26 protein-coding genes and 1 pseudogene are annotated in these 21,308 nt (G+C 67.1%); 12 read left to right on the forward strand and 15 right to left on the reverse strand.

Annotated elements, in window-relative coordinates:
* Window positions 1-218 precede the first annotated feature (218 nt).
* Complete coding sequence (locus RBB84_RS11745; protein ID WP_065996612.1) at window positions 219-602, reverse strand: hypothetical protein; 384 nt, start codon at window positions 600-602, stop codon at window positions 219-221.
* 176 nt (window positions 603-778) lie between these two features.
* Window positions 779-1,992, reverse strand: a pseudogene (locus RBB84_RS11750) (NAD(P)-binding domain-containing protein).
* Between the two features lie 100 nt (window positions 1,993-2,092).
* Between RBB84_RS11750 and RBB84_RS11755 the strand changes: the two are divergent.
* From RBB84_RS11755 to RBB84_RS11770, 4 genes are all read left to right on the forward strand, one after another.
* A complete protein-coding gene (locus RBB84_RS11755) occupies window positions 2,093-2,980 on the forward strand; it encodes a metalloregulator ArsR/SmtB family transcription factor (protein ID WP_064061719.1) in 888 nt (295 codons plus the stop codon).
* An 18-nt stretch (window positions 2,981-2,998) separates the two neighbouring features.
* Window positions 2,999-3,316 (forward strand): hypothetical protein, encoded by a 318-nt coding sequence (locus RBB84_RS11760; RefSeq protein WP_006554203.1) that lies wholly within the window; start codon window positions 2,999-3,001, stop codon window positions 3,314-3,316.
* A 60-nt stretch (window positions 3,317-3,376) separates the two neighbouring features.
* Window positions 3,377-4,144: a MerR family transcriptional regulator gene (locus RBB84_RS11765; protein ID WP_039586197.1), complete on the forward strand. Its 768-nt coding sequence runs from the start codon at window positions 3,377-3,379 to the stop codon at window positions 4,142-4,144.
* Window positions 4,145-4,227: 83 nt separating this feature from the next.
* The gene (locus RBB84_RS11770; RefSeq protein WP_064061720.1) at window positions 4,228-5,205 is read left to right on the forward strand and encodes a bile acid:sodium symporter; all 978 of its coding nucleotides are present in this window, start codon (window positions 4,228-4,230) and stop codon (window positions 5,203-5,205) included.
* A gap of 28 nt (window positions 5,206-5,233) precedes the next feature.
* On the opposite strand, the gene RBB84_RS11775 is transcribed toward RBB84_RS11770, so the two are convergent.
* The 4 genes from RBB84_RS11775 to RBB84_RS11790 are packed head-to-tail and all read right to left on the reverse strand — an operon-like array spanning window position 5,234 to window position 7,894.
* The gene (locus RBB84_RS11775) at window positions 5,234-5,689 is read right to left on the reverse strand and encodes an arsenate reductase ArsC (protein ID WP_033098575.1); all 456 of its coding nucleotides are present in this window, start codon (window positions 5,687-5,689) and stop codon (window positions 5,234-5,236) included.
* Between the two features lie 45 nt (window positions 5,690-5,734).
* Entirely contained in the window at window positions 5,735-6,385 is a 651-nt protein-coding gene (locus RBB84_RS11780; RefSeq protein WP_006554200.1) for an arsenate reductase ArsC, read from the reverse strand.
* A 25-nt stretch (window positions 6,386-6,410) separates the two neighbouring features.
* Window positions 6,411-7,451 (reverse strand): ACR3 family arsenite efflux transporter, encoded by a 1,041-nt coding sequence (gene arsB / locus RBB84_RS11785; RefSeq protein ID WP_006554199.1) that lies wholly within the window; start codon window positions 7,449-7,451, stop codon window positions 6,411-6,413.
* A gap of 35 nt (window positions 7,452-7,486) precedes the next feature.
* Window positions 7,487-7,894: a metalloregulator ArsR/SmtB family transcription factor gene (locus RBB84_RS11790; RefSeq protein ID WP_006554198.1), complete on the reverse strand. Its 408-nt coding sequence runs from the start codon at window positions 7,892-7,894 to the stop codon at window positions 7,487-7,489.
* Window positions 7,895-8,012: 118 nt separating this feature from the next.
* On the opposite strand from RBB84_RS11790, the gene RBB84_RS11795 reads away from it, so the two are divergent.
* The 6 genes from RBB84_RS11795 to RBB84_RS11820 all read left to right on the forward strand — a co-directional run bounded on the left by RBB84_RS11795 (window position 8,013) and on the right by RBB84_RS11820 (window position 13,217).
* A complete protein-coding gene (locus RBB84_RS11795) occupies window positions 8,013-8,375 on the forward strand; it encodes a low molecular weight phosphatase family protein (RefSeq protein WP_231414144.1) in 363 nt (120 codons plus the stop codon).
* Window positions 8,376-8,404: 29 nt separating this feature from the next.
* The gene (arsD, locus tag RBB84_RS11800) at window positions 8,405-8,800 is read left to right on the forward strand and encodes an arsenite efflux transporter metallochaperone ArsD (RefSeq protein ID WP_006554196.1); all 396 of its coding nucleotides are present in this window, start codon (window positions 8,405-8,407) and stop codon (window positions 8,798-8,800) included.
* Window positions 8,801-8,854: 54 nt separating this feature from the next.
* Window positions 8,855-10,651 (forward strand): arsenical pump-driving ATPase, encoded by a 1,797-nt coding sequence (arsA, locus tag RBB84_RS11805; protein WP_006554195.1) that lies wholly within the window; start codon window positions 8,855-8,857, stop codon window positions 10,649-10,651.
* A 162-nt stretch (window positions 10,652-10,813) separates the two neighbouring features.
* Window positions 10,814-11,866, forward strand: a complete 1,053-nt coding sequence (locus RBB84_RS11810) for a hypothetical protein (RefSeq protein ID WP_006554194.1) — start codon at window positions 10,814-10,816, stop codon at window positions 11,864-11,866.
* Window positions 11,863-12,417, forward strand: a complete 555-nt coding sequence (locus RBB84_RS11815; RefSeq protein WP_350247500.1) for a DUF6308 family protein — start codon at window positions 11,863-11,865, stop codon at window positions 12,415-12,417. Before RBB84_RS11810 ends, RBB84_RS11815 begins: the two co-directional genes overlap by 4 nt.
* Window positions 12,405-13,217, forward strand: coding sequence for an SURF1 family protein (locus tag RBB84_RS11820; protein WP_039958570.1), 813 nt, complete (start codon window positions 12,405-12,407; stop codon window positions 13,215-13,217). The genes RBB84_RS11815 and RBB84_RS11820 overlap by 13 nt, the downstream gene beginning before the upstream one ends.
* Before the next feature lie 447 nt (window positions 13,218-13,664).
* Here RBB84_RS11820 and RBB84_RS11825 read toward each other — a convergent pair whose 3' ends face one another.
* The 9 genes from RBB84_RS11825 to RBB84_RS11865 form a co-directional block, all read right to left on the reverse strand.
* Window positions 13,665-14,012 carry a DUF3703 domain-containing protein gene (locus tag RBB84_RS11825; protein ID WP_033098568.1) on the reverse strand — a complete coding sequence of 116 codons (348 nt, stop codon included), beginning with the start codon at window positions 14,010-14,012 and terminating at the stop codon, window positions 13,665-13,667.
* Window positions 14,009-14,524, reverse strand: coding sequence for a signal peptidase II (lspA, locus tag RBB84_RS11830; RefSeq protein ID WP_051121673.1), 516 nt, complete (start codon window positions 14,522-14,524; stop codon window positions 14,009-14,011). Before lspA ends, RBB84_RS11825 begins: the two co-directional genes overlap by 4 nt.
* Window positions 14,521-16,479, reverse strand: a complete 1,959-nt coding sequence (locus RBB84_RS11835) for a cation-translocating P-type ATPase (RefSeq protein ID WP_350247502.1) — start codon at window positions 16,477-16,479, stop codon at window positions 14,521-14,523. Before RBB84_RS11835 ends, lspA begins: the two co-directional genes overlap by 4 nt.
* On the reverse strand, window positions 16,476-16,838 hold the full coding sequence (locus RBB84_RS11840; RefSeq protein ID WP_081263498.1) for a metalloregulator ArsR/SmtB family transcription factor: 363 nt from the start codon (window positions 16,836-16,838) through the stop codon (window positions 16,476-16,478). The genes RBB84_RS11835 and RBB84_RS11840 overlap by 4 nt, the downstream gene beginning before the upstream one ends.
* 58 nt (window positions 16,839-16,896) lie before the next feature.
* Window positions 16,897-17,496: a cadmium resistance transporter gene (locus RBB84_RS11845; protein ID WP_039586125.1), complete on the reverse strand. Its 600-nt coding sequence runs from the start codon at window positions 17,494-17,496 to the stop codon at window positions 16,897-16,899.
* 76 nt (window positions 17,497-17,572) lie between these two features.
* The gene (locus RBB84_RS11850; protein WP_350247658.1) at window positions 17,573-18,334 is read right to left on the reverse strand and encodes a M48 family metalloprotease; all 762 of its coding nucleotides are present in this window, start codon (window positions 18,332-18,334) and stop codon (window positions 17,573-17,575) included.
* A 266-nt stretch (window positions 18,335-18,600) separates the two neighbouring features.
* Complete coding sequence (locus RBB84_RS11855) at window positions 18,601-18,978, reverse strand: BlaI/MecI/CopY family transcriptional regulator (RefSeq protein WP_033098566.1); 378 nt, start codon at window positions 18,976-18,978, stop codon at window positions 18,601-18,603.
* Window positions 18,979-19,066: 88 nt separating this feature from the next.
* Window positions 19,067-19,228: a hypothetical protein gene (locus tag RBB84_RS11860; RefSeq protein ID WP_153811628.1), complete on the reverse strand. Its 162-nt coding sequence runs from the start codon at window positions 19,226-19,228 to the stop codon at window positions 19,067-19,069.
* A gap of 69 nt (window positions 19,229-19,297) precedes the next feature.
* Complete coding sequence (locus tag RBB84_RS11865) at window positions 19,298-19,483, reverse strand: iron dependent repressor, metal binding and dimerization domain protein (RefSeq protein WP_231912143.1); 186 nt, start codon at window positions 19,481-19,483, stop codon at window positions 19,298-19,300.
* A 571-nt stretch (window positions 19,484-20,054) separates the two neighbouring features.
* Here RBB84_RS11865 and RBB84_RS11870 point away from each other — a divergent pair.
* Both RBB84_RS11870 and RBB84_RS11875 read left to right on the forward strand, forming a co-directional pair.
* On the forward strand, window positions 20,055-20,687 hold the full coding sequence (locus RBB84_RS11870) for a TlpA disulfide reductase family protein (RefSeq protein ID WP_006554183.1): 633 nt from the start codon (window positions 20,055-20,057) through the stop codon (window positions 20,685-20,687).
* Window positions 20,684-21,307 carry a TlpA disulfide reductase family protein gene (locus RBB84_RS11875; protein WP_051121670.1) on the forward strand — a complete coding sequence of 208 codons (624 nt, stop codon included), beginning with the start codon at window positions 20,684-20,686 and terminating at the stop codon, window positions 21,305-21,307. Before RBB84_RS11870 ends, RBB84_RS11875 begins: the two co-directional genes overlap by 4 nt.
* The last annotated feature ends 1 nt before the right edge of the window (window position 21,308 follow it).

A 21,308-nucleotide genomic window follows, 5' to 3' on the forward strand; every position in this document is an offset into this window, starting at 1 on the left:
GGGGTCTCCCCAATCATCGTTTCGTCCGCTACGTTCGACCACCTGTCAGTTCTCCTGGACGCGAGAGCGTTCCGCTGTATCCCCTACAACCGGCGACTCGTCAGATCAGAGTTCTCGTTGACACTGGCACCCTCGAACAATCCTCGGTGGAGGCGCTGGTAGCGCTCTTGACGAGGAGCGAGATCGAGTCCTGCCTTGTCGTTCAGAACGACGACGATTCACCATCCGATTGGATGAATGCTCTCGGCATCGACCGGTGGTACCGCTTTCACTTCACTACCGTGGACGAGGCTCCCCGAAGGGGTGACTCCTCGGTCGTGGGGGTGGAGGGGTTTGTTGGCGTTGACCAGGTGCTGGGCGCCACAGGACACTTCTTCGGTGTCTACTCGCAGCTCGACCATCACCGTGGTGAGGTAGCCGCTGGCCACGATGAGTTGTCGATCGCCGACCGCCATCGAGCGGCTGCGTTGGCCAGTGCCGCAGGCACACTGGGCGCCGATGTAATTGTCACGGGTGCTCGCACGGCTGGACGACACGACGTAGCCGACAACGACATAGCGATCAGCCTTTCCCCGGATCAGTTCACCCGGCTTTTCGGTCACTATCTCCGGATAACCGGGAACCGGGACTTGGAGGTTTCCTTCGGACAGCTGGTCGGCGGTGGAAGCTACAGGCGCACGCACAGCGCTCGATCAGTCACCGACATGTACGAGGCGGGCATCGATGCGTCGGCGCCGCATCTGACTGCGATACGAGTGATGGCCTTGGGAGCGGGGGATCAGGGATTGGTCGATTCGTCGAAGACTCCGGCGCCGCCGCACACCCCGGTGTCGGGCAGGGTCAGCTCGACCCGGGCCGCGGCGTCGTGGTCACCGGCCAGGGCGGCGGCGATGCTGCGGACCTGCTCGTATCCGGTCATCGCCAGGAACGTCGGGGCCCGGCCGTAGCTCTTCATGCCGACGACGTAGAAGCCGGGTTCGGGGTGGGAGAGCTCGGCGACTCCGTGCGGATAGACGGTGCCGCAGGAGTGCACGTTTGGGTCGATCAGCGGGGCCAGCGCGGTCGGGGCCTGCAGGACCGGGTCGAGGTCGAGGCGGATTTCCGAGAGCCACGACAGATCGGGGCGGAACCCGGTCGAGGCGATGACCTCGCCGACGGCGTCGATGCGGGCGCCGGTGTCAGAGACCAGCGTGAGCTGACCGTCGGTGGTGGGTTCGACGGCGGCGGTGCGGAAGCCGGTGACGACCTCGAGGAGTCCGGCGTCGACGGCCGTCTTGGCGCGCAGCCCGACGTCGCCGCGGCGCAGCACCCAGGTCAGCCGGGTGCCGGGGGTGGTGCGGGCGAGTTCGGCCAGCGCGACGATGGCATTGAGCGTTGAGTGGCCACTACCGGCGATGACGGTGTGCCGGCCGGCGTAGCGGGCGCGCACCGCGTCCTCGCCCAGGTCCGGGACGCGGTAGGTGATCTTCTCGGCGGCGGCGCGCTCGCCCAGGGCGGGCAGTCCTTCACCGCCGAGGGGGCTGGGGGTGTCCCAGGTGACCGAGGCGTCGATCACGGCGCGGGCGAGCAGGCGGGATTCGGTGCCGTCGCGGTGGCGTACGTGCACCGACAACGGTTCGGTGTCGCGTCCGGCGTCGACGATCCGGTCGCGGCCGCGGCGGGCGATGCCGATGACCTGGTGGTCGAGCCGGACCGCGTCGCCGAGGGCGTCGGCCAGCGGGGTCAGGTACCGGCCGGCCCAGTCCTGGCCGGTGGGGTAGGAGTCGACGCCGGGGGCGCTCCAGCCGGTGGTGTCGAGGAGACGCGGGCTGCGGGGTCGATCAGTTCGGCCCAGCGGGAGAAGGTGTGGACGCTGTGCCACTGCGTGATGGCGGCTCCGGCGCTGGTACCCCGCTCGAGTACCAGCGGCTCGAGGCCGCCTTCACGCAGGTGAGCGGCGGCGGCCAGGCCGATCGGTCCGGCTCCCACCACGACGACGGGCAACTCGCTCATAACAGATCCTTTCATCGATGGGTATCGATCTAAGCTGCCGCCAGAATATAGATGGGCATCGATGAATGCAGCCATCGATGCCGATCGATATAGTGGGGGTATGACATCACTCGGCCTGCCGACCCCGGCCATCCCCGGCGCGGAGGTGGACATCGACGCCCTGAGCCCCGAGGACGCGGCCACCTACGCCGGGTGGTTCGCCTGCCTGGCCGAGCCCACCCGGGTGCGGCTGCTGCACCACGTCGCCGCCCGCCCGGCCGGCATCACCGTCGGGGAACTCGCCGAGATCCTCGGGATCGGCCAGCCCACCATCTCCCATCACGTCCGCAAGCTCGCCGACGTCGGCTTCGTCACCACCGGCAAACACGGCACCAGCACCGTGGTGATGGTCAACCCGAGTTGCTGCAGCGACCTACCCAGTGCCGCCGACGCGGTCATGGGTGTGCTCACCGCACGGCCGTGCTGCCCCGAGGACGTCCCGGCCGACGTGAGCGTGCGCCCGCTCGCCGACCGCGATTGGGAGGCGGTGCGCCGCATCTACGGAGAGGGCATCGCCACCGGTACCGCAACGTTCACCACCGAGGTTCCCACCCGCGAGGTCCTCGAGGACCAGTGGCTGCCCGGGCATCGGTGGGTCGCCGAGATCGAGGGCCAGGTGGTCGGCTGGGCAGCGTTGAGCCCGGTGTCGGGGCGCGAGTGCTACCGGGGGGTGGCCGAGAACTCGGTGTACGTCGGCGACGGCATGCGCGGACGCGGGGTCGGCAAAGCGCTGCTGCGTACCCAGGTCATCGCCGCCGATCAGGCCGGACTGTGGACGCTGCAGACCTCCATCTTCCCGGAGAACCGTCCCAGCCTCGCCCTGCACCATTCGGCGGGGTTTCGCACCGTCGGTGTGCGCGAACGCATCGGCAAACTCGCCGGGGTGTGGCGCGATACGGTACTGCTCGAACGCCGCTCCGAGTCCGTTCCCGCCGCTGACAACCACTGACGAACGGGACCGACCGCCATGGATATCGAACTGCTGTACTTCGACGGCTGCCCGAACTGGCAGCTCGCCCGCGACCGCCTCGCCGAGGCCCTGGCCGCAACCGGCAACGCCGGCACCCCGATCCGGCTGCGCCGTATCGAGACCCCGGAGGCTGCTGAGCGCGCCGCCTTCGCGGGCTCCCCGACGATCCGCATCGACGGGATCGACCCGTTCGGTCCCACCGAGGGTGTCGGGTTGACCTGCCGCGTCTACCGCACCGCCGACGGACCCGGCGGCGCCCCGAGCACCGCGGAGCTGATCGACGTGCTCCGCCGGGTCGAAGGTCGGCAGGGCTGAGCCGGTGTCGGGCTTGACCTTCGAGTCGACTCGAAGGTTTACCGTCGAGGAGTGAGCACGATGCTGATCTCCCAGTTCGCCGAACACACCGGTGTCCCGGCCACCACCTTGCGGTTCTACGAATCCGCAGGACTGGTCCCGGCGGGGCGCACCGACAGTGGATATCGCGTCTACGGAGATCGGGATGTCGACCGCGTTGCGTTCATCCAGGCGGCCAAGCACGTGGGACTCCCCTTGGGTGAGATCCGCGAACTACTGGCGGTGTGGGAGCACGATCCCTGCGCCGAGGTCCGTGCGCAGCTACGCCCGAAGATGGCCGCTCGCCTGGACGAGGCCGCCACCCGGACCGCGGAACTCGCCGCCTTCACCGACACGCTTCGGCATGCTCTTGCCCAGCTCGACGACCTGCCTGATCGCGCCGAGCCGTGCGATGCCGGCTGCGGATTCCTTGCGCCGCAGCCCCGCACCCAGGTCGTCGACCCTCCTTTCGCTGCGCCTGGCGCGGCGATCACCGTGCCGGCCGACCCGCCGATTGCCTGCTCCCTCGACGCCGCCGACCACGGGGAACGTGTGCACCGGTGGCAGCAGGTACTCGTCGACGTTGTCCGCGAACCCGGTCCGGCGGATGTGCGACTGCGCCTGCCCATCGACCGAGTCGGTGCACTCGCCGAACTCGCCGCCGCCGAGCAGCACTGCTGCCCGTTCTACGAATTCGACCTGCATCTGCGCGGTACCGAAGTGATCCTCGACGTGGGGGCACCGGCAGCGGCTGCAGAAATGGTGCGCGCGTTGTTCGGCGACGGCACGAGCGCCCCACCTGCTCGCTGACCACCGGTCCCACATCCCTGGCTTTCACAGCCGGTCCCCACTGCTGCCTCGCTCGACCCGCCTCGAAAGGCCTCTACCAGCGCATGTCCGCGACCCAGTGGCTCGAACGCCACCAGATCCTCGTCTACCTCGGTGCCCTGGTGACCGGCGCCGTCGTGGGACTGACCCTGCCGGATTCCTCGTCGGTGTTCGAAGCGAGCATCTACCCGCTGCTCGGGGCACTGCTCTACGCCACCTTCCTGCAGGTGCCGTTCACCACACTGGCCGAGGCCGTCCGCGACCGCCGGTTCCTCACCGCGGCCCTGGTTCTCAATTTCGTCGTCGTCCCGCTCGTCGTCGCCGCCCTGACGTTGGTGGTGACATTCCCGCAGGCCGTGCTGCTGGGCATCCTGCTGACCCTGCTCACGCCCTGCATCGACTACGTCATCGTGTTCTCCGGTCTCGCCGGAGGTGACAGCAGGCGACTGCTTGCCGCCTCACCGCTGCTGATGTTCGCCCAGATGGCGGCACTGCCGCTGCTGTTGTGGCTGTTCATGGGATCAGAGCTCACCGATATCGTCGACGTCGCACCGTTCCTCGAGGCGTTTCTCATCCTGATCGTCGCACCGCTCGCCCTGGCGTGGGTCACGCAGGCCCTGGCTGCACGGCGCCGTGTCGGTGTCGTGCTCACCACCGCGTTCACCGCGGCGATGGTTCCACTGATGGCCGGAACCCTGTTCGTCGTCGTGGCTGGTCAGATCCCGAAAATTCGCGACGAACTCCACCACGTCGGCACGGTCATCCCCGTCTACGCCGCCTTCTTGATTCTCATGGCCGGACTCGGATTCATCGCGGCACGAGTGTTCCGGTTCGACGTCGGCCGCTCACGTGCGTTGATCTTCAGTGGTGCCACCCGCAATTCGCTCGTGGTACTTCCGCTCGCGCTCGCCTTACCGGCCGGCTATGCCCTGACCCCCGTCATCGTCGTCACGCAAACCCTGGTCGAGCTCGTCGGCATGGTCCTCTACGTCCGGCTCGTGCCACGCATGGTTCCCGACACACCGACAGCATCTCTGCCGTGAGGCATCGCTCGCACTGTCGATGATCAGGTCATCGACAGTGCGGGGACGCTGATGCGCGGGCGACGTTTGGAACGAGCTCGGCGATCAGCGCCTCGACCTGGGCCTTGATCTCGTCGCGGATCGGCCGCACCGCCTCGACCCCTTGCCCGGCCGGGTCCTCGAGCACCCAGTCCCGGTAGGACTTGCCCGGGAATGCCGGGCAGGTGTCGCCGCACCCCATGGTGATCACCACATCGGAGGCCTGCACTGCGTCGACGGTGAGGATCTTCGGATTCTGCGTGGAGATATCGATCCCCACCTCGGCCATCGCCTCGACCGCAGCGGGGTTGACCTGCGCGGCCGGAGCGGAGCCGGCGGAGCGGACCTCGATCCGATCCCCGGCCAGGGCGGTGAGGAACCCGGCGGCCATCTGGGAACGGCCGGCGTTGTGCACGCACACGAACAGCACCGACGGCGTGCGATCGGTGGCGGAGTGGGTGGTCATGAAGTGGAACGTCCTTTCGTAGAGGAAGGTCAGGCAGAGACAAGATCAGACAGAGACAGCGCCGAGCTCGGTCAGCAGGACACGGACCCGGGCATCGATGTCGTCGCGGATGCCGCGCACCGCCTCGAGCGACTCGTCTTCCGGGTCGAGCAGCGACCAATCGAGGTAGCGCTTGCCCGGATACACCGCGCAGGCGTCACCGCAGCCCATGGTGACCACCACGTCCGCGGCCGCCACCACATCATCAGTGAGCGGTTTGGGGTATTCGGCGCCGAGATCGAGCCCGATCTCGGCCATCGCCTCGACGACAACGGGATGGATCGACGATGCGGGCGCCGATCCGGCGGAGCGCACATGCACGCGTCCGACGCCGTGGTGGGCGAGCAACGCCGCCGCCATCTGGGAGCGGCCGCTGTTGCGCACGCACACGAACAGCACCTCCGGTACGTCCTTGGTGATCGCACCGTCGGCTTGTGCCAGCGCGGTGAGGCGTTCGCCGGCGAACCGGGTGGCCAGGGCGGTCAGGTGCGTGTGGATCTTGGCGGTGCGGCGCAGCGCAGCGTACGACTCGAACACCATCCGTTCCACGGTCTGCGGGGAGAACACCCCGGCGTACTTGTCGGCGAGGTGCTCGGCGGAACGCTGCAGCACCGCCTGAGGCATGAGCAGTTCCGGTTGTGCGGGGTGTGAAGACATCGGTCGCCTCCTGGCGTATCGACTTTTACTGCACAGCAGGGGTATTTGAACTCTTGAAACGCTTGCGCAGCGCCAACGAGACATAGATGAGGGCGACGAGGATCGGCACTTCGATCAGCGGACCGACGACACCGGCCAGAGCTTGACCCGAGGTGACACCGAAGGTGCCGATCGCCACGGCAATAGCGAGTTCGAAGTTGTTGCCCGCAGCGGTGAACGCCAAGGTGGTCGTGCGCTCGTAACCCAGACCGATCGCGGCGCCGAACAGGAACCCACCGCCCCACATGAGGACGAAATAGGCGAGCAGCGGCAACGCGATCCGCGCGACGTCCCACGGCTGCGACGTGATCTGCTCGCCCTGGAGCGCGAACAGGAGCACGATCGTGAACAGCAACCCGTACAGCGCCCACGGTCCGATCTTCGGCAGGAATGTGTCTTCGTACCAGTCACGGCCCTTGGCCTTTTCACCGAAGTGCCGGGTCAGGAAACCGGCGACGAGCGGGATGCCGAGGAAGATCAACACCGATTTGGCGATCTGCCACGGGGAGACGTCGAAAGCGGTCTGCTCGAGTCCGAGCCATCCCGGCAGCACCGAGAGATAGAACCAGCCGAGGACGGCGAACATGATCACCTGGAACACCGAGTTGATCGCGACCAGCACCGCGGCGGCTTCGCGGTCGCCGCACGCGAGGTCGTTCCAGATGATGACCATCGCAATGCAGCGTGCGAGGCCGACGATGATCAGACCCGTACGGTACTCGGGCAGATCCGGCAGCAGCAACCACGCAAGGGCGAACATCAGCGCCGGGCCGAGTACCCAGTTCAGAATCAACGACGAGATCAGCAGTTTGCGGTCGCCGGTGACGGTGTCGAGACGGTCGTAGCGCACCTTCGCGAGCACCGGATACATCATGATCAGCAGACCGAGGGCGATCGGCAGCGAGATGTTGTCGATCTCGAGGACGCTCAGAGCGTCGCCGAGCCCGGGGATCATCCGGCCGAGCAGCAGGCCGACGACCATGGAGATGCCGATCCACACGGCCAGGAAGCGGTCGAGGGTCGACATTTTTCCTGCCACAGAACGGTTTTCGGTGGTGGTGGTCACGAAACGGTCTCCTGATGAGGTTCGGCCGGGGTGCACGCACAGGTCGATCCGGGTAGCACCCCCGATTCGGTGGCCAGCACTGCGGACAACTGCTCGAGCGCGGCAGGGATCACCCGGTAGTACACCCAGGTGCCGCGGCGTTCGCAGTCGAGCAGTCCGGCTTCGCGCAGCACCTTGAGGTGGTGCGAGATGGTGGGCTGGGACAGGTCGAAGGCGGGACTGATGTCGCACACGCAACTCTCGCCGCCCTGGTGGCTGGCGATCATGCTGAGCATGCGCAGGCGCACCGGATCGCCGAGGGCCTTGAACATGCGGGCCAGGTCGCCGGCCCAATCGGAGGTCAGGGGCTCACGCGAGAGTGGAGGGCAGCACAGCTCGGCCTCGCTCGACATCTGATTCGACATACGTCTATATTGACTTCTATCAATTCAATCGTCAACCCGAGTCCGTCGGAAAGGACCACCCCTCGTGCCCACACCCTCGGTGCTGTTCGTGTGCGTGAAAAACGGCGGCAAATCCCAGATGGCTGCCGCCCTCATGCGCAAGACCGCAAGCGACCGGATCGTTGTCCATTCGGCCGGCACCACGCCCGGCTCGTCGCTCAACGCCCTGTCGATGCAGGTTCTCGAGGAAGTCGGGGCACCCACCGCGGGCGAGTACCCCAAGCCGATCGATCCGCAGCTGCTGTCCGAGGTCGACCTCGTCGTCACCCTCGGCGGCGAAGCCCACGTCGACGCGCCCGCCGGCGTAGTCGTGGAGAACTGGGACATCGACGAGCCGTCCGAGCGCGGCGTCGACGGTATCGAGCGGATGCGTCTGGTCCGCGGCGACATCGCCACCCGCGTCGACGAACTCGCCACCCGGCTACTCGACGCGACCCGCTGAGCACCTACCCCAACCAGGAGCAGAACACCATGAGCACGATCGCAGTCTTCGAACCGGCCCTGTGCTGCAACACCGGCGTGTGCGGCGAGGACCTCGACCAGAACCTGGTCACCTTCACCGCCGACATGGCCGCGCTGACCGGGCAGGGCGCCACCATCACCCGCCACAATCTGGCCAACGACCCGCTCGCGTTCGCGCACAACGAGACCGTCACAAAGTTCCTCGAACTTGCCGGATCGGACGGTCTTCCGCTGGTGCTCGTCGACGACGTCACCGTCGCCACCGGGCGTTACCCGACCCGCGCCGAGCTCGCCACGTGGGCCGGACTCGATGTTCCCGCCGCAGCGCCGTCCGGGGTGACCATGCTCGGGCTCGCCGACGACAACGACTCGTGCTGCACACCGGACGAGTCCACCTGCTGCTGACCACCCAGATCCGCACCCGCCCGCCGATCCGTCCGACGAGGAGTATCTGCTGCCATGACTGCCACCGACCCGACGTTCCTGACCGACCCACCCAGGTTCGTGTTCTTCACCGGCAAAGGCGGGGTCGGCAAGACCTCCATCGCGTGCGCGTCGGCGCTGCGCCTGGCCCGAGCCGGCAAGAGGGTGCTGCTGGTCTCGACCGACCCCGCGTCGAACGTCGGGCAGGTCTTCGGTCTGAGCATCGGCAACACGATCACCGAGATCCCCGCGGTGCCGGGGTTGTCGGCGCTCGAGATCGATCCCGAACAGGCCGCCGCCGCCTACCGTGAACGCATCGTCGGCCCGGTCCGCGGATTGCTGCCCGACGCGGAGATCGCGTCGATCACCGAACAGTTGTCCGGCTCGTGCACCACCGAAGTGGCCTCGTTCGACGAATTCACCTCGCTGCTCACCGATCCCGACGACCGGGTCGCCGGGTTCGATCACGTGCTGTTCGACACCGCCCCCACCGGCCACACCATCCGGCTGCTGCAGCTGCCCGGCAACTGGACCGAATTCCTCGATAACGGCAAGGGCGACGCGTCCTGCCTCGGGCCGCTCGCCGGCCTCGACAAGCAGAAGGCCATGTACGCCGGCGCGGTCGAGGCGCTGTCGGATCCCGGTCGCACCCGCCTGGTGCTCGTCGCCCGCGCCAACCGCTCTGCGCTGACCGAAATCGCCCGCACCCACGACGAACTCGCCGCGATCGGCATGACGAGACAGCATGTGGTCGTCAACGGCGTGCTGCCCGCCCCCGTCGACGACACCGATCAGCTGGCCACCGCCGTGCATCACCGCGAACAGGCGGCGCTCGCCGCGGTTCCCGCCGCGATCGCGGCGCTGCCCACGGATCTGGTCGCCCTCAAGCCGGTGAACATGGTCGGTCTCGACGCTCTGGCCACCCTGTTCGACATCACCACGGCCTCGAGTGCCGTCGGCGTCGATCCGGACGTCGCGGCGGTCACCGATGCTTCCCTGGCGGATCTGGTCGATGAGATCGAGTCCGACGGGCACGGTTTGGTGATGTGCATGGGCAAGGGCGGGGTCGGTAAGACCACCGTCGCCGCCGCGATCGCGGTGGCACTGGCCCGCCGTGGCCATGACGTGCACCTGACCACCACCGACCCTGCCGCGCACCTGACCGACACTCTCGCCGGGGAACTCGACCATCTTGAGGTCTCCCGCATCGACCCCCATGAGGCCAGTCAGGCCTACCGTAACCGGGTGCTGGCCGCCAAGGGCGCCGGGCTCGACGACGCCGGCCGCGCCACCCTCGCCGAAGATCTGCGGTCCCCCTGCACCGAAGAAGTCGCGGTGTTCCAGGCGTTTTCGAAGGTCATCCACGAATCACGCCGCAAGTTTGTCGTCGTCGACACCGCCCCCACGGGTCACACCTTGCTGTTGCTCGATGCGACCGGCTCGTATCACCGTGAGATCGCCCGGCAGATGGGCGACGGCGGACGCTTCACCACTCCTTTGATGCGGCTGCAGGACCCGGCACAGACCAAGATTGTGCTGGTCACGCTCGCCGAGACCACTCCGGTGCTCGAGGCCGCCGGTCTGCAGGGCGATTTGCGACGCGCCGGTATCGAGCCGTGGGCGTGGGTGGTCAACAACTCTCTTGCCGCAGCGGAGCCCACCGCACCGCTGCTCCGCCGGCGGGCCGTAGCCGAACTCGAGCAGATCGACAAGGTCCGGGGTGAGCTTGCCGACCGGTACGCGGTGATTCCGCTATCCACCACCGAACCCGTCGGAATCACCGCGGTGGGATCCTTGGCCGAACTGCGTCCGGAACCGTCGCCGGTGCAGTAGCTACCTGTAGAGGATTCAGCGGAACTTCTCCCGCGGAAGTCCGTCCACAGGTCTACCCAGAATCGGGAGCTACTCGCCGCTCGAGTATTGAAACTCGATGCTGCGACGATGTATCGGACATTATCGCCCACCCTGCCGCCTGAATACCCGTGGAGAAGAACTGTGCCGACTGTCCTTGCGTCCGACACCACCGATCTTGTGTCCGCGGTGGGTGCGGCTGTCGGTGGTGGTGCGACGGTCGTGGCCGCAGCGGCGGCGGTCGCCGCAGCTTTCGTGGCTGTTCGCACGTTGCGGGCGACGAAGCGTGACAGTCGGGACCGATCACGGCCGATGGTCGGTGCTGAATTGGTGATCGATCCTCAACTATCTGCTCGGACGGCGTCTCTGGTCGTACGCAACTTCGGACCCTCGGTGGCGTACAACGTCAAGGTTGAATTCGACCCACCACTGGCTGAGCAACCTACCCACAGCGGCCAGCCGAGCATCATCGCATTCCTCCTCAAGCGCTACGCCGACCCCATCCCCACCTTCATGCCCGGTAACGAACTGTTCAACATCTATTTCATCGGCAAAGAGGACCCGGACGACCCCGACCGGTCCATCCGCAACGATGAACAGATCCCCGATCGAGTCACCGTGACCATCACCTACGGATCTGCCCCCAACGAGCGTGATACCTACAGCGACACGTTCGTGCTCGACATGAGCGTTCATAGGTGGGGAACATTCTCGACGCACTCGGACTCACTGCACTCCCTGCAGAAACGCTCAATACAGGCATTGGAGAAGATCGCCCCCGCGATGGCGCACCTCGCCACGGACATCGGACGGATCGAGGAGTACCTCAAGCCCGAAAAGATCCGAGCACAGCAGGCCGTCGAAAAGATCGAGGAATGTCGCCAGATGCGCGAATTGAGCCGCCAGATGCTCGGAGACCGTTCTCCGTACGCGGACGAGGATGGAGAAGAGCGGCATGCCACCAACCCGCTGAACTCGAACGCCTTACGGTCACCCGGTGACGACAGCGTCCCGGACGGAATCCGCTCGCTCCAGGACCTGCGGGCACTCGCTCGCACGATCCGCATCTCGAGCCGGCCGGACCCGACGGAAATCGCCGCTGCGACGACCGCAGACACGTCCGCTGCGACTCCATACACCGATCTGGGAGGCATCAACGACACCGACCCGGACCCGGCCGGGCGGCAGAAGCCATGAACCGCACCCGCGGCGAGGACGGGGCCACCGTGTTGGTGATCGCCGGACGCAGCATCGACATCGACACCGCGACCGCCAAGGCCCACGGCTATCCGGCGGTGACCGTGGCCCGCTACGACCTGCCCGGACCCGGAGCACTCAAGGAGATCACCGCCGACGAGATCGCCCGCACCCACAAGGTGCGCTCCCGCATCAGCCACGCCCAACTCGACTGGTTCATCCGCAGCGCCGTCGACGCCCCGTGGGCGGCGGCGCCGATCGAAGCACAACTGATCGATGCCGATCCGAACATCAGCGGCGAGCTCTACGACCATGCTGAAGCCCTCTACGACCATTTCCGCACCGCCGCGCCCCGGCACGTGGGGGTCGCCAAGATCAGCAAGGTGCTCCACCTCAAACGCCCCGGATTGTTCCCCATCCTCGACTCGAAGGTCAGGTGGGTGAGGTCGAGGTGGAGGCGCCGCAGCAGCTGGGCGTTGAGCGCGTCGAGAGGGGATGCGATGGCAGAAGAGTCCACTCTGGGGTCTACCGTGAACAAGTGCGCCGTGTGATGTTTCTTCTCCGTCCGAGCTGGTTCATTCTGGCCGTGGTGGTAGTCGGTTTCGCGTATGGGTGCTTCACCCTGCTCGCCCCGTGGCAGCTGAGCAAGAACACGAGCACCGAGGATCGGAATGCGCGGATCTCGGCATCGATGGCGCAGGACCCGGTCCCTGTCGCCGAGCTGCTCGGCGGTGACAGTGCGACGATCGACGACGAGTGGAGGCGGGTCGTCGCGCAGGGCTCGTATCTGCCCGACTCTGATGTGCTCGTCCGGTTGCGCAGCGTCGAATCCCAACCCGCGTACGAAGTGCTCACGCCGTTTGCGCTGGGTAATGGTCGGACGATTCTCGTCAATCGAGGTTATGTGCGTCCGGTACGCGGTAGCGAGGTCCCCGCAATCCCCGCCGCACCGGGCGGAAATGTCTCGCTCGATGCTCGGATCCGCAAGTCCCAAGGCACAATGGACGGCAAGGAGCCCTTCACTGACGCGGGCTATCAGCAAGTGTATTTTATCGACGCGCCGCAGGTCGCGGCTGTGACGGGTCTCGAACTCGAAGACGTCTACCTACAACTCGATGCTCACCAGCCGGGCGGGCTCGGAGTCATCCCACTTCCCCAACTTGATGCGGGTCCGTATCTGTCGTACGGGCTGCAGTGGCTCGCGTTCGGGATCATGGCCCCAATGGGACTGGGGTATTTCGTGTGGGCGGAGTTGAGGGAACGCCGCAAGGTGAAGGCCACCCGAACCGACGACGAGACGCCGCTCTCCGCGAGCGAGAGTCTCGCCGCCCGGTACGGCCGGCCGCGGTAACCGAGCCCAACGTTGTGCTCCGATTCGACAGTCCACGAGCTACGCGGGCAGCGACGGCCATCTTTGGACCGCGCACATTTCAGCATCAACGCCCAGCGGTTCCTCATGCTTCGAGCAAAAAAGGTCCAGCACACAAAGTGCCGTGCCGGTTTCGGGATCTGCGCTGTAGAATGAGACGGAAGGTTTTCTTCCCTTCTGAGGGAAGGGAGAGTCAGGTCGCAGGACTCGTTCACCTCGGTTCGACGGTATGAGGGCAAGTCGAGTCCTGCGATTCTGGCCGCCACATGATTGCCCGGCCCTCAACATAATCCGTGTCTGCGCAGCACAACGTGCGGGTGGCCCCTGACTGGCCCCTTTCGAACTCGGACAGCAAGTAGTAGATGAGGAAGACGGTGCACTACCGGACTTGTTGTTCCGTCTGACTCAATCGCAGCGAGAGGCGCGGTGTCAGGTGGGTCGAGTGAGCATCGAAACCAGATCCTCCGGGACCTGCATCGGGGTCATCAGCCCCGCCGAAGTACGCCCGGTGTTGCCTTGAGGGTAGCGGCCCAGCGCCGAGCCGGGAGCGGCGAGCAGAATCCGCACGACCTGGCCCACAGCCTCGCGGCGATCACGCTGGCGCAGCGCCAAGGTGAACATGGCGAGGTGGTTGCGGGTGTGCGGCCACGGGTAGGGCTGGGACAAGATGTGGGCGCGTTCGAGGTGGCGCCAGCGCCTGACATCGTCGCTGCTATGTCGAGCGGCGGTCATCTCCGCGGTGTAGAGGGTGCGCAGCTGTTCGGGCATTCGACTCATGAGATGTGGTCCCTGTTGGAGGTTGCGAGAAGCAGGGCGCCGACGACGAGGACAACACCGCAGGTGATGTAGGTGTCGGCGAGGTTGAAGGTGGGCCACCACCCGGTGTGGAAATAATCGGTGACTTTGCCGTCAAGGAAGCGGTCGACGACGTTGGCGGTGGCGCCGGCGACGATCGCGGCCAGGCCGATGGTCTGGATCAGTGGACTGTCGAGTGCAGTGCGCCAGGCGAACACGCCGATCGTCACGGTGAGGGCAGCGGTGACGGCAAGAACGACGGTAGGGGGGAGCTGGTCACCGAGACTGAACGCGACCCCGGTGTTGTAGGCCAACCGTAGTTGCAACAACCCGAAATCGATTGCCCGCCCACCGGACAGCGCGTCGCGCGCCACCGGATCGAGGGCCAACGCGACCGCAGCCAGGGCACCCACCAGCACGACGAGAATACCTCGGCCACAACGCCGCCTGCCCACGGGCACTACGGACGACACGGAGTTGTCCTTATCTGTCATGACCGAGCTCCGGCGACCGGCACGGATGACTTTGTCGATTCTGTTGTCGCGGTCAGGCTCCGGGCGCGTCCGGCGCGCACCCCGTTGGCGATCACAATGATCTCGGCGATCTCGTGGACCAGGACGACGGCGGCCAGCCCGAGTATCCCGAACAGGGCCAGGGGCATCAGGACGGTGATGATCGCGAGCGAGAGGCCGACGTTCTGCAACATGATCGTCCGGGAGCGTCGGGCGTGCTGCAGGGCTTGGGGTAGGTGCCGCAAGTCCTCACCCATCAGGGCGACATCGGCGGTTTCGATGGCGACGTCGGTGCCCATCGCGCCCATCGCGATCCCGAGGTCGGCGGTGGCCAGGGCCGGGGCGTCGTTGACGCCGTCGCCGACCATCGCCGTCGGCCGCGTACCGCGGAGAGTGTCGATGATGCGGGCCTTGTCCTCCGGACGCAGATCGGCGTGGACCTCGTCGATGCCGACGGCGGCGGCCAACGCTCGTGCGGTGCGCTCGTTGTCGCCGGTGAGCATCGCCACGGTGTAGCCGTCGCGGCGCAGCCCAGCGACGACGTCGCGGGCTTCGGGGCGCAGTTCGTCGCGCACCGCGACCGCGCCGATCAGGGCGCCGTCGCGTTCGATGAGCACCGCGGTGGCTCCGGCGTGCTGCATCCACTCGATATTCGCGGCCAGGGGGCCAGGATCGATCCAGCCGGGCCGGCCGAGCCGGGCGGGGATGCCGCCGACGTGTCCGATCAGTCCGGCCCCGGGGACCGCATCGACGTTCTCGGCCGGGGTGTAGTCGTCGACGGCGGCGAGGATCGCTGCGGCGAGGGGGTGTTCGCTGCGGGCCTCGAGGGCGGCGGCGACGTTCAGGACGTCGCCGCGGGTGGCGCCGCCGGTGGTGGCGACGTCGATGACCTCGGGGCGGTTGCGGGTCAGGGTGCCGGTCTTGTCCAGCGCGACGGTGCGGATCCGGCCCAACGCTTCGAGGGCGGCACCGCCCTTGACCAAGACACCGAGCTTGGAAGCGGCGCCGATCGCGGCGACCACCGTGACCGGGATCGCGATGGCCAGCGCGCACGGGGACGCGGCGACCAGCACCACCAGGGCGCGTTCGATCCACACCAGCGGATCGCCGAACACGCTGCCGATCGCGGCGATCAGCGCCGCGGCAACCATCACTCCCGGAACCAGGGGCTTGGCGATCTTGTCGGCCAGACGCTGGGCCTCGCCCTTGCGGGACTGCTCGGCCTCGACGATCCGCACGATCTTGGCCAGCGAGTTGTCTTGCGCACCGGCGGTGACCTCGACCTCGAGAACGCCGGTGCCGTTGATCGAGCCGGCGAACACCTCGGAGCCCGGTGCGGCCTCGACCGGGACGGATTCGCCGGTGATCGCGGAGGTGTCCAGGGCGGTGCGGCCGGTGCGGATGGTGCCGTCGGTGGCGAGCCGCTCCCCGGGTTTGACGATCATGATCTCCCCGAGCACCAACTCTGCGGGGGCGACGGTCTGTTCACGACCGCCACGCAGGACGGTGGCGGTGTCCGGCACCAGATTCAGCAGGGCGCGTAGGCCGCGGCGGGTGCGGGTGACCGCATATTCTTCGAGGCCCTCGCTGATGGCGAACAGAAAGGCGAGCATCGCGGCCTCGCCGACCTCGCCGAGCAGCACGGCGCCGACGGCGGCGATCGTCATCAGAGTGCCGACCCCGATCTTGCCGCGGGCCAGGCGTGTGAGCGTGGAGGGGACGAAGGTGTAGCCGGCGACGATCAGCGCCAGGGCTTCGAGGGTCAGCTTCACCGGGTGGGGGCCGTCGGTCCACCCCACGACCAGGGCGGCAACCAGCAGCAGCCCGGCGACGGCGGCCGCCCGAATCTCGGTGACCTGCCACCACTTGTCGGGCTCGTGCTCTTCCTCACCCTCGACGCGGGGTTCGTCGTGGCCGCAACCGCACGCGTCACTCACGACTTCTCCCCGGTGTCGGTGCTGTAGTTCGGGCACAGCGCGACGGCGTTGCCCGTCGCGGCCAAGAGGGTTTCGGCCGCGGCGAGCAGATCGAGCAGTTCCGGTCGGGTCAGCGAGTAGAACACCTGCCGGCCCTCGGGTCGGCCCTGCACCAGACCGCAGTCCCGCAGGCACGCCACATGCGCGGAAATCGTCGACTGCGCCAAGTCGAGCGCGCCGACCAGATCCGCCACGCGGGCTTCACCGCCGGCGAGCCGGCGCACGATGGCTAGGCGGGTGCCGTCGGAGAGGCTGTGGAACAACGCCACTGCCGAATCCACGGATTCGCGGGCGTGGCAACCCACATCATTGATCGTCATATGACGATAATAACCGGCACTCAACGATATGAATAGGTCGGGTCACCGGCGGGCATCCTCACAGCCCGAATGCATCACCCTCGGCGAGAATGAACACGCCGAGACCGATCAACACGATCGGAAACAGCACGTGTTCCCAGCGCTCGAGAACCTCGGCGATCGGCTTGCGGGTGGCGAGGTAGCGCGCCGCGATGACCAGAACTGCAACCAAGGCCAAAAAGACGATCGAGTAGGCCACCACCGCGGGGGCTCCGACAGTGACGAACACCGGGACGTAGACCCCGATGTTGTCGCCTCCATTGGCGAACGTAACCGCGGCGACCGTCCCTACCGCGACCTTCTTACCGGCGGTTTTCTGTTCGTCGTCCTCCCCTCGCCCCCGCCATGCCCGCCATGCGGCGTACGCACCCAGAAGCAGAGGGATCAGACCGAAGTAGGCGATCGCCTCCTCCGGCAAGAAGGTCGTCGCCCCCACTGCGACCAGAACGGAGGCGGCGAGGATGGCGCCGAATCCCAGATACTGTCCCACCAAAATCGCTGTGGTGGTGCCCCCAACCCCGGCTCCTCGAGCGAAGAACAGCGACAGCACGATGATGTCGTCGATATTGGTCACGAGAAACAGGCCGACCGCCTGCAGGACGGACGCGAGCAGATTCATGAGCACCTTTCGACCCGGCGCCCGAACCCGTCCGCTTACGAGCGATCCGGGAAGGCAGCAATGCTTCGGCGCACACCTATAATCGATTGAAGGGGATTATATCGGGTTTCGACGATGACAGAGTCGCCGCCCTGGTGGGATCGCCCTCGGCCACGCCGGCCCCCGGGACCTCGGGTGCCGCCCAACGCCTCAATCCATCAAGGTGCACATCAACGGCCCCGCAAGGACAGTGACGATGACGGCCCCGAGCAGGACGGTGACGCCGAGACGAACGAGCGGCGGAGGCGGGCTGACCAGCCGCGCGGCGCGGGCGGTGAGCCCACCGCCGCCGCCGAGGGTACCTTCCGGGGCCGGATGCCCACCCAAGGCGAGCAAACCGCCGAGGAGGGCCCGCCTTCCCTGTCCGCGGACCGACACGTCGTCGGCGCACATCTCGAACAGACGCCCGATCTCGGTGGCGCCGACCCGGAACAGGGAAACCCCGGGCAGTGCCGCTGCCACACTGTGGACGACATCGAGCACCAGCGAGTAGGCGGCCGCCGAGGTGGGCTCGCTCGTGCGCGAGGACGGCGGCGAGCTGCCGGGGATCGAGCACCGCCAACGCGCCACGGGTGATCACCACCGATCTTTCGCGTCCGGCTATGCAGTACGCCACTCGTTCCTCGGAGTCGATCACCACTGCGTCGAGATCGGGGATGCGACGTCCGACCATCCGGGCCAGGTGGGCGTGCTCATGGGTGCGGGCTCGGCGGCGCTGCACACCCCGGCAGATCCGCCACGCCCTGACGACCCCCACGGCCGCTCCCCCGGACAATACGATTCCCGACAGCAGACGCATGTCTGCGCCGGAGTGCTCGCCGACGCTTGTCGAGAGCGCGCCGACACAGTCGACGATCCATCGAGCGGCGTCACCACCTCTGCCGAGCACGTCGACGAGGGCAATCGCCACGGCAGCGGTTGCGGCGACGGACACACCTGTGATTGCGCTCAGCCAGGCGGCCACGCCCAGGCGCGGGGCGATCCCGGCGGCGGTCAGCCGTGCCAGGACCACGGGACCGAACACCGCGACGGCGGCTGCGTAGAGCAGCAGGCAAAGGACGGGGATCACGCGGTGTCCTCGCCGCCGGACAGTCGACGCAGTGCTTGGCGCAGGCTCGCCGATTCCTCCGCGCTCATCTGCTCGACGAAGTGGGTCAAGACCAGATCGGTCTGTCCACCCGCGTCGAACACTTCGCGCATCAGCCGAGCCGTGTGTTGTTCCCGGCTCAGTGTCGGCCAGTAGGTGAATGCCTTGCCGGTGCGGACCCGTGCCAGCCACCCTTTGCGGTACAGGTTGTCCATCGTCGACATCACCGTGGTGTAGGCGATGTCGCGGTGCGCGGCGAGAGCGTCGAAGATCTGCCGGACCGTGGTGGTGCCCTCGCGCTCCCAGATCCGGTCCATCACCACGGCCTCGAGTTCACCGAACCCCTTCACCCGCACCGTTGCCTCCGCTTTCGTGTCTGCCGTTCTCCCAGGGTAAGGCGGGCCGGATGCGTCCGCGGCCGGTCACCGCCGTTGACTCTTCCGATCACCCGGATCGACCGTGCACCTGCTGAGCGCAACCGAGCGGATGGATGTGCCGGTGGCCGGCGGTGTCGAAGTGCACCAGGTCGGTGACCGGATCGAGCACCACGTCGGTCAGGACGGTGTGCAGGCCGATGTGGACTCCGGTCAGCAGTCCGAGCGCCACCGAGTCGTGATCGGCGATGCGCCGAACGGTGAATCGTCGACAGGGCAGGACGGCGGTCAGAAGATCGGGTCACGACTCGGCGCGGTCTTCGGTCGGGAGCGGGATGGGACTGCCGAACGGGTTCGACCGCGGATATCCCAGGACTCGGACGAGTCGGACCTCGAACAGTATGCCGACGACATGCTCGAGCCGGTCGGCCTCTCCCGGGAGTTCGATCCGCGGCAGGGACAACTCCGGTGCCCTGAAGGTCTTCACCGGGCAGTTCCGCCGCACCACGTTTCTCGCGTGTTGTCGGCCGTGGCCGGTCAACTCCGCTCGGTGCGCCGTGGGGCGGAGGATCAGATCGGCGGCCCCTGGCGTCGGTGCATGGTTGACACTGCTGACAGCCTCCAGCCCAGACGGGCTGCCCGCGCCGTGGTCGAGGTTTCTTCGCGGCGACCGCTCCGGCGGTAGAGGCTCGCAAGGTAGTCCTCCACCGCCTCGAGGTGGTGAACCCGCCACGGGCGCCGCAGCGGAGGTGAACCGGTCGTTTTCGGCGTGAACGCTTCCTTGCTGGACGAGTCCAGGACCAGCGTTCCCGTCTACATCTACTATCTACGTACGGAGATAGTAGATGCGTGAAAGTGGCGCATCGCGATCGAGGAGGAGGTGAAACATGCAGGAAATGATTGCGAATTTGCAGGCGCTGTGGGACTGCCACGTGATGATGCTCAGCGGCGCATGCCAGATGTGTGCGTCGATGATGTGCTGCTGATCCCGACCGGTCGTCCGATCGAAATACTATCTCGCGTAGTATTTCGGTCGGACGACAACGGAGAGGGGCCACATGTCTACCAGAGCTGCATGGTCGATCACGTGTCTATTCGTGATCGTCGCGTTCGTGGTGGCGCTGTGGCCCCAACGGGAGGACGACACCGTGACCCCAGCCGATTCCGGGCTACAGCCGACCGCGGTATCCGCCCGCCCCGCCCCGGCACGCAACGCTCTGCCCGACCCGGGCGCGACCCCGCCCTGCCCGACCGGCACGGGCATCGGGGCTGCAGGTCCCCTGGCGGAGGTGACGGTGCGGTGCCTGGGTTCGGACCGCCCCGTCGATCTCGGCGGCGCCCTGGCCGGGGAACCGGCCCTGCTCAACGTGTGGGCCTCGTGGTGCGGACCGTGCCGGGAAGAAATGCCCGTGCTCGATGCCTACGCCCGCGAGCCCGGCGCGGTGCGGGTGATCGGGATCAACGTGCAGGACACCGCGGGCTCCGCCGCGACGCTGATGACCGACCTGCGCATCGGCTACCCCTCGTTCGTCGACACCGACGACCGGGCACAGCAGGCACTGGCCGGCCCACCCGTGTTGCCGCTGACCTTCCTTCTGCAGCGCGACGGTTCGGTGGACCGGATCGCCGAGCCCGCGGTGTTCACAGGCCCGGACCAGGTCCGTGCCGCGGTGAACGGGCTGCTGCGATGACCGGCGTAAAGCCGACAGGCGGCCGGCCGTCTCGACTGCTGGGCCGAGTGGTCCTGGCCGTGGTGGTGCTGGTGGGGGTGAGCGGCTGCGGCACCGGCTCCGACGCCGTCGCCCAGGGTGGCACCTTCGATTTCGTCGCCCCCGGTGGACAGACCGACATTTTCTACGATCCGCCGGCCGACCGCGGCACCCTCGGCGCGCTCTCCGGCCCGGACCTGATGACCGACGGCGTCACCGTCGACCTGGCCGATTACGCCGACCAGGTGGTCGTGCTCAACCTGTGGGGACAGTGGTGCGCCCCGTGCCGCAGCGAAGCCGACGATCTCGAGCGCGCCTACGCAGCCACCCAGGATCTGGGAGTGCAGTTTCTCGGTATCAACGTCCGCGATCCCCAGCGCGACAAGGCCCAGGACTTCGTGATCGACAACAATGTGTCCTACCCATCGATCTACGACCCGCCGATGGCGACCTTGACCGCCCTCGGTGGCGCCTTTCCCACCAGCGTCATCCCGTCCACGCTCGTCCTCGACCGGCAGCATCGCGTCGCGGCGGTGTTCCTGCGGGCCCTGCTGACCGAGGACCTGCAACCGGTCATCGAACGCGTGGCGGCCGAACAGTGAC

Origin of the sequence: Rhodococcus sp. D-6 (assembly GCF_040256695.1) — a bacterium.
Taxonomy (GTDB): Bacteria; Actinomycetota; Actinomycetes; order Mycobacteriales; family Mycobacteriaceae; genus Rhodococcus; species Rhodococcus pyridinivorans.

Bases quoted from the DNA above. Each gene is read 5' to 3' on its own strand.
- RBB84_RS11755 (WP_064061719.1), top strand. From the start codon at position 2,093: ATGACATCACTCGGCCTGCCGACCCCGGCCATCCCCGGCGCGGAGGTG.
- RBB84_RS11760 (WP_006554203.1), top strand. From the start codon at position 2,999: ATGGATATCGAACTGCTGTACTTCGACGGCTGCCCGAACTGGCAGCTC.
- RBB84_RS11765 (WP_039586197.1), top strand. From the start codon at position 3,377: ATGCTGATCTCCCAGTTCGCCGAACACACCGGTGTCCCGGCCACCACC.
- RBB84_RS11770 (WP_064061720.1), top strand. From the start codon at position 4,228: ATGTCCGCGACCCAGTGGCTCGAACGCCACCAGATCCTCGTCTACCTC.
- RBB84_RS11775 (WP_033098575.1), bottom strand. From the start codon at position 5,689: ATGACCACCCACTCCGCCACCGATCGCACGCCGTCGGTGCTGTTCGTG.
- RBB84_RS11780 (WP_006554200.1), bottom strand. From the start codon at position 6,385: ATGTCTTCACACCCCGCACAACCGGAACTGCTCATGCCTCAGGCGGTG.
- arsB (WP_006554199.1), bottom strand. From the start codon at position 7,451: ATGTCGACCCTCGACCGCTTCCTGGCCGTGTGGATCGGCATCTCCATG.
- RBB84_RS11790 (WP_006554198.1), bottom strand. From the start codon at position 7,894: ATGTCGAATCAGATGTCGAGCGAGGCCGAGCTGTGCTGCCCTCCACTC.
- RBB84_RS11795 (WP_231414144.1), top strand. From the start codon at position 8,013: ATGGCTGCCGCCCTCATGCGCAAGACCGCAAGCGACCGGATCGTTGTC.
- arsD (WP_006554196.1), top strand. From the start codon at position 8,405: ATGAGCACGATCGCAGTCTTCGAACCGGCCCTGTGCTGCAACACCGGC.
- arsA (WP_006554195.1), top strand. From the start codon at position 8,855: ATGACTGCCACCGACCCGACGTTCCTGACCGACCCACCCAGGTTCGTG.
- RBB84_RS11815 (WP_350247500.1), top strand. From the start codon at position 11,863: ATGAACCGCACCCGCGGCGAGGACGGGGCCACCGTGTTGGTGATCGCC.
- RBB84_RS11825 (WP_033098568.1), bottom strand. From the start codon at position 14,012: ATGAGTCGAATGCCCGAACAGCTGCGCACCCTCTACACCGCGGAGATG.
- lspA (WP_051121673.1), bottom strand. From the start codon at position 14,524: ATGACAGATAAGGACAACTCCGTGTCGTCCGTAGTGCCCGTGGGCAGG.
- RBB84_RS11840 (WP_081263498.1), bottom strand. From the start codon at position 16,838: ATGACGATCAATGATGTGGGTTGCCACGCCCGCGAATCCGTGGATTCG.
- RBB84_RS11845 (WP_039586125.1), bottom strand. From the start codon at position 17,496: ATGAATCTGCTCGCGTCCGTCCTGCAGGCGGTCGGCCTGTTTCTCGTG.
- RBB84_RS11850 (WP_350247658.1), bottom strand. From the start codon at position 18,334: ATGCGTCTGCTGTCGGGAATCGTATTGTCCGGGGGAGCGGCCGTGGGG.
- RBB84_RS11870 (WP_006554183.1), top strand. From the start codon at position 20,055: ATGTCTACCAGAGCTGCATGGTCGATCACGTGTCTATTCGTGATCGTC.
- RBB84_RS11875 (WP_051121670.1), top strand. From the start codon at position 20,684: ATGACCGGCGTAAAGCCGACAGGCGGCCGGCCGTCTCGACTGCTGGGC.